9 protein-coding genes and 2 pseudogenes are annotated in these 12767 nt (G+C 36.1%); 3 read left to right on the top strand and 8 right to left on the bottom strand.

Annotated elements, in window-relative coordinates; genetic code table 11:
- Positions 1-27 precede the first annotated feature (27 nt).
- From purE to ACFX5U_RS02370, 6 genes and pseudogenes are all read right to left on the bottom strand, one after another.
- Positions 28-537, bottom strand: a complete 510-nt coding sequence (purE, locus tag ACFX5U_RS02395) for a 5-(carboxyamino)imidazole ribonucleotide mutase (RefSeq protein WP_038695964.1) — start codon at positions 535-537, stop codon at positions 28-30.
- 5 nt (positions 538-542) lie between these two features.
- Positions 543-1685 carry a 5-(carboxyamino)imidazole ribonucleotide synthase gene (locus ACFX5U_RS02390; RefSeq protein ID WP_038695962.1) on the bottom strand — a complete coding sequence of 381 codons (1143 nt, stop codon included), beginning with the start codon at positions 1683-1685 and terminating at the stop codon, positions 543-545.
- 25 nt (positions 1686-1710) lie between these two features.
- Positions 1711-2214: an NADH-quinone oxidoreductase subunit B gene (locus tag ACFX5U_RS02385; RefSeq protein WP_021188837.1), complete on the bottom strand. Its 504-nt coding sequence runs from the start codon at positions 2212-2214 to the stop codon at positions 1711-1713.
- On the bottom strand, positions 2211-2804 hold the full coding sequence (locus ACFX5U_RS02380) for an NADH-quinone oxidoreductase subunit A (RefSeq protein ID WP_280570724.1): 594 nt from the start codon (positions 2802-2804) through the stop codon (positions 2211-2213). The genes ACFX5U_RS02385 and ACFX5U_RS02380 overlap by 4 nt, the downstream gene beginning before the upstream one ends.
- A 237-nt stretch (positions 2805-3041) precedes the next feature.
- Positions 3042-4380 (bottom strand): annotated as a pseudogene (ffh, locus tag ACFX5U_RS02375) (signal recognition particle protein).
- A gap of 154 nt (positions 4381-4534) precedes the next feature.
- On the bottom strand, positions 4535-5218 hold the full coding sequence (locus ACFX5U_RS02370; protein ID WP_038695957.1) for a zinc metallopeptidase: 684 nt from the start codon (positions 5216-5218) through the stop codon (positions 4535-4537).
- A 329-nt stretch (positions 5219-5547) separates the two neighbouring features.
- On the opposite strand from ACFX5U_RS02370, the gene ACFX5U_RS02365 reads away from it, so the two are divergent.
- Positions 5548-6180 carry a hypothetical protein gene (locus ACFX5U_RS02365; RefSeq protein WP_400262398.1) on the top strand — a complete coding sequence of 211 codons (633 nt, stop codon included), beginning with the start codon at positions 5548-5550 and terminating at the stop codon, positions 6178-6180.
- Between the two features lie 63 nt (positions 6181-6243).
- Here the strand turns inward: ACFX5U_RS02365 and ACFX5U_RS02360 are convergent, their stop codons facing one another.
- Together ACFX5U_RS02360 and glyA are read right to left on the bottom strand one after the other, a co-directional pair.
- A complete protein-coding gene (locus tag ACFX5U_RS02360) occupies positions 6244-6834 on the bottom strand; it encodes an RNA polymerase sigma factor (protein WP_038695952.1) in 591 nt (196 codons plus the stop codon).
- Between the two features lie 243 nt (positions 6835-7077).
- Positions 7078-8349, bottom strand: a complete 1272-nt coding sequence (glyA, locus tag ACFX5U_RS02355; RefSeq protein ID WP_280570731.1) for a serine hydroxymethyltransferase — start codon at positions 8347-8349, stop codon at positions 7078-7080.
- Positions 8350-8758: 409 nt separating this feature from the next.
- Between glyA and ACFX5U_RS02350 the strand changes: the two genes are divergently transcribed.
- Both ACFX5U_RS02350 and ileS read left to right on the top strand, forming a co-directional pair.
- Positions 8759-9112, top strand: coding sequence for an iron-sulfur cluster assembly accessory protein (locus tag ACFX5U_RS02350; protein WP_038695948.1), 354 nt, complete (start codon positions 8759-8761; stop codon positions 9110-9112).
- Between the two features lie 240 nt (positions 9113-9352).
- Positions 9353-12767 (top strand): annotated as a pseudogene (gene ileS / locus ACFX5U_RS02345) (isoleucine--tRNA ligase).

The raw sequence follows: 12767 nt of genomic DNA, 5'->3' as shown, positions 1-12767 counted from the left end.
TTTTTTTATATATTATAGCGAGCTGTACTAAAAAGTCATTTTCTCTACTTCTTCAGCTGTCTCAATCACTTTTGCCGCTAATTCAGCTTTAAAAGCAATAACGTTCTTCTCGATTTCCTTATCTTGGGTCCCAAGAATCTGTGCAGCAAGGATACCTGCATTTTTAGCAGCATTCAATGCAACGGTAGCTACTGGTATACCATTTGGCATCTGCAAGATAGACAGAACAGAGTCCCAGCCATCTATTGAATTCGATGATTTGACCGGAACACCGATAACAGGTAAATGTGTAATCGACGCGACCATGCCTGGTAGATGTGCTGCGCCACCTGCTCCAGCAATGATCACTTTCAAACCTCTCTCCGCAGCATCTTGTGCATAATCAAACATGCGCTGTGGAGTACGATGTGCTGAAACAATAGTGACCTCAAAAGGGACTCCTAATGTTTTCAATACATCCACTGCATCTTGCATTACAGGTAAGTCTGACTTACTTCCCATAATAATTCCAACTAAGGCTTGGTTCACTGTTGACATATATATTAAGCTTTTACTTTCAAAATTTCTTGTACTTTTCTTGCATTACTGATGGCCAATTCACGATCATCATTTATAATACACACATGGCCCATTTTACGGTAAGGTTTTGTAAATTTCTTTCCATATAAATGGACATATACGCCTTCCATAGCCAAAATCTCTTCAACACCTTCATATTTTGCCAATCCTTCATATCCTTCCTCTCCCAAAAGATTGATCATTACTGCATTTGACCGACAACGGGTGTCTCCAAGAGGTAGATTAAAAATAGCTCTCAAATGTTGTGCAAACTGTGAAACGTAGTTACCTTCGATGGTTTGATGTCCACTATTATGTGTGCGAGGAGCAATTTCATTGACCAAAATATCTCCATCGTTCGTTAAAAACATTTCAACAGCCAATAATCCAACAATCTGTAGATCATTCGCAATCTTCTTGGCTAGTTCTTCAGCTCTCTGTTGGATATCGAATCCATAAGTAGAAGGTGCTATCAAAAACTCAACTAAGTTAGCTTCAGGATTGAATTCCATTTCCACCATTGGGAAAGTAGCTACATCACCATCATCATTTCGAGCTACGATAACAGCAATCTCTTTTTCAAAATCAACCCATTCTTCTATCAAAGAGGGTTCATTAAATGCGGTCTCTAAATCAGCTATTGCATTTATTTTCTTTACGCCCTTACCATCGTAACCATCTTTACGTAATTTCTGAATATAAGGAATGGTTAAATTGGCATTATTAAGGTGCTCTTTTGTGGAGATGAGCTGAAATGCTGAAGTTGGTATATCATTTTGTTTAAAAAACTGTTTCTGTAGTCCTTTATCTTGTATCAAACGAATGATACGAGATTGTGGATAGACAAGCACTCCTTCTTCTTCCAATTTTTCCAACGCATCTACATTCACTTTTTCAATCTCGATCGTTATCATATCAAGATCTTTTCCAAAATTGTATACGGTTTCAAAATCGCTCAAAGAGCCACATTCAAAACGATTGCATAATTTACGGCAAGGTGCATTCTTATCTGGATCAAGAATATGAACATTAACGTTGTAATTAATGGCCTCTTGAATCAACATCCGGCCTAATTGACCACCGCCAAGAATACCTAATTGCAAATCACCATAAAAATCTTTTCCCATGTCTATTTTTCTATTTCTATTCTATTTAAGCCTTTTGGTTAAACAACTGTTCTCCCAACAAACTTTCTTTTTCAATTTTCTTTTGTAATTCTAAAAATGCACCAATCAGTGCTTCAGGTCTTGGGGGACATCCCTGTACATACACATCTACAGGTATTACACGATCGACTCCTTTTACTACATGATAGCCGTGCTGCCAATAGGGTCCTCCACAATTGGAACATGAGCCCATTGAAATCACATACTTCGGTTCGGGCATCTGCTCATATAGTTTACGGATACGATCTGCCATTTTAAAGGTTACCGTACCTGCTATAATCATCACATCTGATTGTCTTGGAGAAGGGCGCGGAAAAACACCTAAACGATCCAAATCATAATTGGCAGCCATAGCTCCCATCATCTCGATTGCGCAACAAGCGATACCAAAACTGATAGGCCACATAGATGACAATCTTGCCCAATTTAGTAAATCGTCTAATTTAGCGACAATCACACCATTATTTTGTATTTGGCTTTCTAAACTCATGATGATGCTCCTGGTTTTTTGAATCTGGGTTTAAAGGCGATTTTTGAAGTAACTGTTTCATGCTCGACCTTAGCGCTATCGTCTTTATGAAATGTTTCCTTATAATCCCTCAAGGGATAGGTTGCTTGATTAATGGCATGGTAAGCAGCGTTTGGAATATTAACATCTACTACTGGTCGTTGATGAATGGGCTTCACCCACTCGAGATCGCCTTTTACCCACACAAATATCAACCCTAAAATTAGGACACCCACAAAAAGTGCCATTTCAATTAGTGTAAACCAGCCCCATCTTCCGTCTGCAGCGATATATTCTACTTGTCCAAAAACAGTGGCCCAAGGAAAAATAAAAATTAATTCAACATCAAATAGCAAGAAAATAAGTGCAATCACATAAAATCTTGGATTAAATTGAACCCAAGAAGAACCGACTGCATCTTCACCACATTCATAAGTACTTAATTTTTGGGGAGTTGGTTTTTTTACAGACAGTATTCTACCTGCCATAATGGTCATCGCAACTAAAAATATCCCTACCAAAATTATGATAAGTATCTTTCCGTATTCCGATAATTGCCCGGGGTCATCCATTGTGTTACAAAGTTAAAAAATAAATCTATTACAATCAGAACTAAGTCTAAAATACAAAAAATAAATACGAAATATAAATCGATAATGAGGTCTAATCAAATATTTCAATATAACTATGCCCTAACTTTGATGCGATATCATTCATCTTGCAGAGGCGGCAGCCTATTATATTATAAAAATACCCTAAAAATAAGATATTTTTAGGGTATTTTTATAATATAAGAAATACACTCTCTCTTATCTTCCTGGCATTTTAGGCATGTTTTTCATTAGCTTAGCCGCCATTGCTGGATTTGACATTTGTTTCATGACTTTACGCATATCTCCAAATTGTTTCATCAGCTTATTTACTTCATTAATATCAGTACCTGATCCTTTTGCGATGCGGATACGACGTTTCTGATCGATTGCATCAGGATTTTCTCTTTCAAAAGGAGTCATCGAATCAATAATTGCTTCGATTGGTTTAAAAGCATTATCATCAACTTCAATATCTTTCATTGCTTTACCAACTCCAGGAATCATCCCCATCAAATCTTTCATGTTACCCATTTTTTTGATTTGCTGGATCTGCGATTTAAAATCGTTGAAGTCGAATTTATTTTTACGAATTTTCTTTTGTAGTTCAGCCGCTTGTTTTTCATCAAACTGATGTTGCGCACGTTCTACCAAAGAAACAACGTCACCCATACCCAAGATACGAGAGGCCATACGATCTGGATAAAACACATCCAATGCATCCATCTTCTCGCCAGTACCAATAAATTTGATTGGTTTATTGACAACAGATTTAATAGACAATGCAGCACCACCACGGGTATCGCCGTCTAATTTTGTCAATACAACTCCAGTAAAATCCAATCGATCGTTGAATGTCTTCGCTGTATTCACCGCATCTTGACCTGTCATTGAATCGACAACAAAAAGAATTTCATGTGGTTGAGTAGCTTCTTTTACAGCCGTAATCTCCACCATCAATGGTTCATCGATTGCTAAGCGACCTGCGGTATCAATAATAACCACATTATGTCCATTTCTTTTTGCCTCTTCTACCCCTGCTCTTGCAATAGCAATAGGATCTGTGGAATTACGATCCACATATACAGGAACGCCTACTTGTTCGGCCAATATTTCCAATTGGTCAATAGCTGCTGGACGATAAACGTCACCTGCCACCAATAAAGGTTTTTTGCCTTTTTTATCTTTTAAATGTAATGCTAACTTTCCTGCAAATGTCGTTTTACCAGCACCATTCAATCCAGCGATAAGGATAACAGTTGGGTTTTTTGAAGTTTCTAATTCTGTAACAGAAACCACCCATCAACGCTGTCAACTCATCATTCATGATTTTTGTCAACAATTGACCTGGAGAAATACTTGTTAGTACATTTTCCCCTAGGGCTTTTTGTTTAACATCATCCGTAAATACTTTTGCAGTTTTATAATTCACATCGGCATCTAATAATGCCTTACGAATTTCTTTCATCGTTTCTGCAACGTTGATCTCGGTAATACTACCTTGGCCTTTTAAAACCTTAAAGGCTCTATCTAATTTATCCTGTAAGTTCTGAAACATGATAATTGTAAGTCTATGCTATTATAAAAAGCAAAGTTAAAAAAATTGTCGGAAGCTGAAGCATATAGATTTCAATTCCAAGCATTAAAGCATGAAAAAAGCGAACATTTTTAAAGATATTCGCTTTTCTATGCTTTAAGTATAATTAAAATGATTAATCTCTTCTTCCGAATAACATAGAAGCATAATATAATAAAGTTACCAAAGCACTTAATGCCGCAACTACATAAGTCATAGCAGCCCATTTCAATGCATCTTTCACTCCCTCATCTTCTGATGAACTATATGTTACGCCATTGTTGCTCAACCAGGCTTTCGCACGGTTAGATGCATCAAACTCTACAGGCAATGTTACGAAACTAAAGATTGTCGTAATCGCCAATGCTGCTACTCCTACCGCCAATACAATATAATTTTGGGAGAAAATCATCAACATAACACCTAACATCAATACCCAAGACGTTAATTTTGATGCAAAACTAACCATTGGTACCATAGCAGATCTAAACCCTAGCCATTTGTAAGCTGTTGCATGCTGAACTGCGTGTCCACATTCGTGTGCTGAAACAGCTGCAGCAGCAATACTGCGTCCACTATATACTTCGGGACTTAAATTTACTGTTTTATCAGCTGGATTATAGTGATCTCCTAAGCGATCTGGAATGGATACGACTTTAACATCATAAATACCATTATCATTCAGCATTTTTTGTGCAATATCTGCTCCCGTCAGTCCACTTGTTAACGGAATTTCAGAATATTTTTTAAACTTATTTTTAAATCGGGTTTGTACGACCAGGCTGACAACCATGATCCCTATAAATAAAATCCAATACATAATATTTTCCTTGTTTTAATAATTACCTAATCAAAATACATTCCATCTTATCAAAGTAGACAAAATTTCACTTGCTAAAATACCAAAATCATTCTTAAATATGAAAATGATGACCAAGCGAATTAAAAATATGACATTATTACATCTATTTTACCTTACATATTTCAAAATTGACAGTATAATTTAGATTAATCATCAAGCTTAATTAAAATAAAATACAAATATCCACTATTTTATAGAAAAGAATATTTCTTCTGAGTGGAATAAAAAAATACATGATTATATTTGCGCCAACGTAAACAATTTATTAAACCAAGTTAAAACAAAAAATGAATCAAAGTAAAATTTCAGCTTTATTAACAGCTGTTGTAGTCTTATTATTATCCTCGTGCGCCTCTAAATTCCATTCTATTACTCCTGAGCAGCTATATTACAAATCTGATCAATCTGATAAAGAAGTAATTTTAGGGTACAACTATGATCTTTTATCTGGAAAGTACAAAAAGAAAGAAACTAAAAAAAACATTAAAATAGTATCACTAAAAATCCAAAACGAATCTGATAGAGATTTGATTTTCGGTCAAAATCTACACTTATGTTATGCAAATGGCAGTGAGGTAGATATATTAAATATTGACCAAGCGTTTAATGCACTTAAACAAAGGCCTGCAACTTACTTATGGTATCTACCCTTATCCATTTTACAGCTTAATATTACAAAAACTGAAAACGGATATACTACAGACAAAACAAGTATTCCAGTTGGTCTCGCTATCGGGCCAGGTATTGCATTTGGAAATCTTGCTGTTGCAAGTGCTGCAAACAAAAAGTTTAGAACAAATTTGGTCGAAAACAACCTAATTGGTAGAACCATAAAAAAAGGAGAAACAGTTTTTGGACTAGTTGGAATAATGTCTTCAAATTATGAAGGACTACAACTCAAAACCAATACTAGAAAATAGTTTAGTATAGAAAAGGGGAAGAACCGTTTGACTCTTCCCCCTTTTCTATACTATTTATATTTATTAATTTATCTGCAACATGAGACTTTGTCCTTCAATCATTTTTCTCAGATTGGCCAAAGCATAGCGCATGCGACCTAATGCAGTATTGATACTCACCTCTGTAATTTCAGCAATATCTTTAAAACTCATATCACAAAAATGTCTCATTATTAACACTTCTTTTTGGTCATCAGGAAGTTTTTGAATCATTTTTTTCAAATCAATATCACGCTGTTCTTTCAACATCTTGGATTCGACATTTTCATCACTAAAGTCAAGTACATCGAAAATATCAAAGCCGTCTGTATTGACAATATTTGGTGCTCTTTTCTCTTTTCTAAAATGATCAATAATCATATTATGCGCTATACGCATGACCCAAGGTAAAAATTTACCCTCATCATTATATTTGCCCCCTTTTAACGTATTGATTACTTTTATAAAAGTCTCTTGAAAAATATCTTCTGCAAGATATTCATCTTTTACTTTCATATAAATGGAAGTATATATTTTAGATCTATAACGTTCTAACAAAGCTGCTAACGCTGTTTCTTTACCATCTAAATATATGTGGATTAATTCTTGATCCGTTTTCTTATTTAAAATACTCATACCTCACCTATTTTTAGCAGTTACCAAATTAATTTATTAACACCTGTATAAAAAAAGTAAATGTATCCCGTATAGTATTTTAATTTAATGATATAATCCTGTTTGTATACTCAAAACAAGAGAAAATTATCGAGTAATCAAATTATTACAATGTTATTTAAGACTTTTTAACATTTTGCACAAAAAAAGTGCCTCGATTTACATCAGAGGCACTTCATAGTTATTGACATGTTACAGTCGCTCTTATTTATAAAGAGGGAAAGCTGCCATCATCTCTTTTACTTTTACTTGTATTTTAGCAAGCTCTGCGTCATTCGCTGAATTAACAATAGCTGCATCAATCAATTCACCGATTTGAACGATCTCTGTTTCTTTAATACCACGAGTTGTAATTGCTGCTGTACCAAAACGTACACCTGAAGTTACAAATGGAGAACGAGAATCAAAAGGAACCATATTTTTGTTAGTTGTGATTCCAGCTTTTCCTAATACCGCTTCTGCTGCTTTACCAGAGATATCTTTGTTGCGTAAGTCTACCAACATTAAATGGTTGTCTGTACCGCCTGAAATAATTTTGTAATCTCTTTCAACGAAGAATTGAGCTAATGCAGCCGCATTTTTCTTCACCTGAATGATATACTCCATGTATTCGTCTGTAAGAGCTTCACCATAGGCGATTGCTTTAGCAGCGATTGTATGTTCCAATGGTCCACCTTGTGTACCAGGAAATACTGCTAAATCCAATAATTGTGTAATGGTACGTGTTTCTCCTTTAGGTGTTTTCACTCCCCAAGTATTCTCGAAGTCTTTCCCTACCATGATCATACCACCACGAGGTCCACGAAGTGTTTTATGTGTGGTTGTAGTTACGATATGACAATGTGGAAGTGGATCGTTTAATAACCCTCTTGCAATAAGACCTGCAGGATGTGAGATATCTGCTAATACTAAAGCACCAATTTCATCAGCTACCTTACGGATACGTGCATAATCCCAATCACGAGAATATGCTGATGCACCACAGATAATCATCTTAGGTTTTTCACGAAGAGCAGTTTCTTCTAATTGTTCATAATCAATTAAACCAGTATCCTCTTTTACACCATAAAACAACGGTTGGTAAATTTTACCTGAAAGATTCGCAGGAGAACCATGCGTCAGGTGACCACCATGTGATAAATCAAGGCCTAAAATTTTATCTCCTGGTTTGATCGTTGCTAAAAAAACTGCAGCATTTGCTTGCGCTCCTGAGTGAGGTTGAACATTTACCCATTCTGCACCAAATAATTGCTTAGCACGATCAATAGCAATAGTTTCTATTTGATCGACTACCTCGCAACCACCATAGTAACGTTTTCCCGGTAAGCCTTCAGCATATTTATTTGTCAAAACTGAACCTGCAGCTTCCATAACTTGTTTTGAAACGAAGTTTTCTGAAGCAATTAATTCGATACCTTCTTCTTGGCGTTTAAGCTCATCAGATATCAAATTGAAAATGGCTTGATCTCTTTCCATTGTTTAATGTAATATAAAATATGAATATTGTGATTTTATTCTACAAATATAGTATAATACTTAAAAAACACTCCACTAAACAGCCTTTATTATTACAAAATATCACAAAAAAGACATAATTATTATCATTTATCTAATTTTACTACCTTAATCCTTAAAATATTCACATTAGAGTTGCTTGTCGTAATTTCATTATATAAAACCCCTCATTCTTAAATAACTACCTATTTATTCCAATAATCCGAAAACTTCATGCTGTTTTTAATTTCGCGCATAACAAATGACCTTGTAAATAATCTAAATCATGGGTAAATGCGAACTCTGTTTAATCAATGTCATAAAATAGAAGCGCTCCAATTTTCGGTTTAAAATATGTAATTTTGTTTAAGCTGGTTAAAATAATATCACGATGAGTACAGAAAATATAACAGAAAAAGCTCCATTAACATTAACTGAAGGAGCGATAAAGGAGCTAAATAAACTAAAAGATCAACAAGAGATTTCCGATGATTTTGGATTGCGTATTGGTGTTGAAGGTGGAGGTTGTTCTGGAATGAGCTATATTTTGGGATTCGACCAAAAGAAAGAAGGCGATAGCGAATATGAAATCGCTGGTATCCGAGTTTTTATGAATAAAGCGCATGGCTTATATTTAGCAGGCATGGAAGTCGATTTTAAAAATGGGTTAGATGCACGCGGTTTTACTTTCAACAATCCAAATGCTGCGAGCACCTGTGGTTGTGGAAGTTCTTTCTCCGCATAAGAATTCCATTTTAATAAAAACACAAAGCCTGATATTCTAATAATATTAGGCTTTTTTCATTTTCAAAGAATTGTTGAAAGTAAATCGTTCATAAGCGTTACCCCATCAAGAAGATATCTGCTATGATGCAGCTAAAAGAACGAGGAAGCGTTCTCTTCATAGCGGGTTCATTATTTAGCTTTCAGCTTTCAGCTTAATTCATTAAATTAGCGACCTTTAGTAAAAGAATACGAGACACGGATGTATAAAGAATATAAGCAACTTAATTTGCCGGAAATAGGCAAAGAAATATTGACCCGTTGGGAACAGGAGAAAATATTCGAAAAAAGTATCACAAACCGCCCAGAAAATAAGCCCTACACTTTTTACGAGGGACCACCTTCTGCCAACGGTATGCCTGGTATTCACCATGTAATGGGTCGTACAATCAAAGACATCTTCTGTCGCTATAAAACCTTAAAGGGCTTTCAAGTAAAACGTAAAGGAGGCTGGGATACACACGGTCTTCCAATTGAACTTGCTGTAGAGAAGAAACTAGGAATTACGAAAGAAGATATTGGAAAAAAGATAACGGTTAAAGCATACAACGATGCATGTCGTACAGAAGTAATGAAATACACAGATGTATGGAATGATCTAACGACTAAAATGGGGTATTGGGTAGATTTGGAAAACCCATATGTCACGTATGAAAATGAGTACATTGAAACACTATGGTACTTGTTGAAAGAATTTTATAAAAAAGGCCTTTTATACAAAGGTTACACCATACAACCTTATTCTCCTGCTGCAGGAACGGGATTGAGTTCTCATGAATTGAATCAGCCCGGCACTTACAAGGATGTAAAGGATACTACTATCGTTGCACAATTCAGATTGGTCAAAGATCAGTTGCACCCGATCATGGCGACATTAGTTGAAGATGAAGCCGAAGACGTTGCGTTTATCGCATGGACAACAACCCCTTGGACACTTCCTTCTAATACAGCGTTAATAGTTGGTAAAAAAATCAACTATGTCAAAATCAAAACATTCAATCAATATACAGGAGCTCCTGTTTCCGTAATATTGGCAAATGATCTGATTTCAAAACATTTCAAGGCAGAAGGTAAAGAAGCCGAATTTCAGGATTATAAATTAGGTGATAAAGTTATTCCTTGGGAAATAGCGGCAACATTTACAGGTGAAGAGCTTATCGGTTTACGTTATGAGCAACTGATGCCTTATATTACTTCGGATGAACTGCAAGAAAAAGCTTTTCGTGTCATCCCTGGTGATTTTGTAACAACAGAAGATGGTACTGGTATCGTGCATGCTGCGCCAACATATGGTGCAGATGACTTTAGAGTAGCTAAAGAACAGGGCGTACCAGGAATCTTGATTAAGGATGAAAATGGCAAAGATGTTCCTACTGTTGATCGCACAGGACGTTTTGTTAAAGAAATAACGGACTTTGCTGGCCGTTTCGTTAAAGAGGAATATTATTCTGATGCTGAACGTGCCGATAAAGATTTTCGTCCGACAGATGTGCTTATTGCTATCAAACTAAAAGAAGATAACAAAGCATTTGATGTTAAAAAATACGAGCATACTTACCCGCATTGCTGGCGTACAGATAAACCTGTTTTATACTATCCATTGGACAGTTGGTTTATCAAATCTACAGCGGTAAAGGATGATTTAGTTGCTTTAAATAAAACCATTAACTGGAAGCCTGAAGCTACTGGATCTGGACGATTCGGTAACTGGTTAGAAAATCTAGTTGACTGGAATTTGTCTCGTTCTCGCTACTGGGGGACTCCTCTTCCAATCTGGCGTTCTGAAGATGAAAATGAAGAGATCTGTGTAGGTTCTATGCCTGAATTAAAGGCTCTATTGGAAGCTTCCTTAGTTTCAGACGTTTTATCCGAAAAAGAAAAAGAGACAAACAAATCATATTTAGATAAATTCGGCACCAAGGAACTAGATTTACACCGTCCTTATGTAGATGATATCGTTTTCGTTTCTGATGCTGGTCAAAAACTATTCCGCGAGCCTGATTTAATCGATGTTTGGTTTGATTCTGGTGCCATGCCCTATGCGCAATGGGGTTTGGATTATGACAAACTGGCTAAGGGGGAAGCGCTCCCGTTTAAGGAGGGATACAACAAGGCATTTCCAGCGGATTTTATTGCTGAGGGTGTGGATCAGACACGTGGTTGGTTTCTTTACATTGCATGCTATATCAACGATGCTTCAGAAATCTGTTGCTTTTAAGAATGTAGTTTCCAATGGTTTGGTTTTAGACAAAAATGGCAATAAAATGTCTAAACGCCTTGGCAATGGTATTGATCCATTTGCTACGTTAGATAAATACAGCGCTGATGCAACTCGTTGGTACATGATTAGTAATGCTTCACCGTGGGATAACTTAAAATTTAACGAAGAAGGATTGGATGAGGTACGACGTAAGTTTTTCGGAACCTTATATAATACGTATGCTTTCTTTGCTCTATATGCTAATATTGATAAATTCAGCTATGCTGAAGCAGATATCGCGTTAGAGAATCGTCCGGAAATCGATCGTTGGGTAATCTCACTATTGAATAGTTTAACTAAGGAGGTTGACGATTTTTATGCAGACTTCGAACCTACGAAAGCTGCACGTGCGATTCAAAATTTTGTCGACGAACATTTAAGTAATTGGTACGTTCGTCTGTGTCGTCGTCGTTTCTGGAAGGGTGAATACTCCGAAGACAAAATCTCGGCTTACCAGACTTTATTTACTTGCTTGGACACGGTTGCGAAATTGATGTCGCCAATCTCTCCTTTCTTCTCTGATCAGTTGTACTTGGATTTAAACACCGCAACAGGAAAAGAAATCTTTGAGTCTGTACATTTAGCTAATTTCCCAATTTACCAAGAACAATTGGTCGATAAGGATTTAGAAGAGCGCATGTCATTGGCCCAAGATATTTCGTCATTAACACTTTCACTGCGTAAAAAAGTAGGCATCAATGTACGCCAACCATTAAATAAAATCTTACTTCCGGTCTTGGATAATAGCTTCCAAGAACGTGTAGAAAAGGTAAAAGATTTGATACTTTCTGAAACGAATATCAAAGATATTCAATTCATTACGGACACTACAGGTATCATCAAGAAAAAAATAAAGCCAAATTTTAAAGCTCTTGGCTCGAAAGTTGGTAAAGACATGAAGTTAGTGTCTGCAAAGATCAATGCACTTTCTATGGATGAGGTTGCGAAATTGGAAAGCGAAGGCGAAATTACATTAGCTGATACGCCTTATACGATCCAATTAACTGATGTAGAAATTATAGCAGAGGATGTTGCTGGGTGGCAGGTCGCTAATTTAGCTAAATTAACCGTTGCGCTAGATATCCATATTTCTGACGAATTGAAACAAGAAGGACTGTCAAGAGAGTTGGTTAACCGTATCCAAAACCTAAGAAAAGATAAAGGTTTTGAGGTTACTGACCGCATTCATGTTTTAGTCAGCAAAGATGCTGATATTGAGGAGGCCACGAATAAAAATTTATCTTATATTTGTACCGAAATTCTAGCTGATTCGTTGAGATTTGAAGAATCACTAACTACCGGAGATAAGGTTGATATCGACGGAAAGGAATTGAAAGTTTTAATCGAAAAAATTTAA

It is taken from the genome of Sphingobacterium sp. SG20118 (genome assembly GCF_044740685.1).
In the GTDB taxonomy this organism is placed as follows: Bacteria; Bacteroidota; Bacteroidia; order Sphingobacteriales; family Sphingobacteriaceae; genus Sphingobacterium.
This window is presented reverse-complemented; position numbering and strand designations above follow the sequence as displayed.

Excerpts from the sequence above, each read along its gene's own strand:
- ACFX5U_RS02350 (WP_038695948.1), top strand. The coding sequence starts at position 8,759 with ATGAGTACAGAAAATATAACAGAAAAAGCTCCATTAACATTAACTGAA.
- purE (WP_038695964.1), bottom strand. The coding sequence starts at position 537 with ATGTCAACAGTGAACCAAGCCTTAGTTGGAATTATTATGGGAAGTAAG.
- ACFX5U_RS02360 (WP_038695952.1), bottom strand. The coding sequence starts at position 6,834 with ATGAGTATTTTAAATAAGAAAACGGATCAAGAATTAATCCACATATAT.
- ACFX5U_RS02380 (WP_280570724.1), bottom strand. The coding sequence starts at position 2,804 with ATGGATGACCCCGGGCAATTATCGGAATACGGAAAGATACTTATCATA.
- ACFX5U_RS02365 (WP_400262398.1), top strand. The coding sequence starts at position 5,548 with ATGAATCAAAGTAAAATTTCAGCTTTATTAACAGCTGTTGTAGTCTTA.
- ACFX5U_RS02390 (WP_038695962.1), bottom strand. The coding sequence starts at position 1,685 with ATGGGAAAAGATTTTTATGGTGATTTGCAATTAGGTATTCTTGGCGGT.
- ACFX5U_RS02370 (WP_038695957.1), bottom strand. The coding sequence starts at position 5,218 with ATGTATTGGATTTTATTTATAGGGATCATGGTTGTCAGCCTGGTCGTA.
- ACFX5U_RS02385 (WP_021188837.1), bottom strand. The coding sequence starts at position 2,214 with ATGAGTTTAGAAAGCCAAATACAAAATAATGGTGTGATTGTCGCTAAA.
- glyA (WP_280570731.1), bottom strand. The coding sequence starts at position 8,349 with ATGGAAAGAGATCAAGCCATTTTCAATTTGATATCTGATGAGCTTAAA.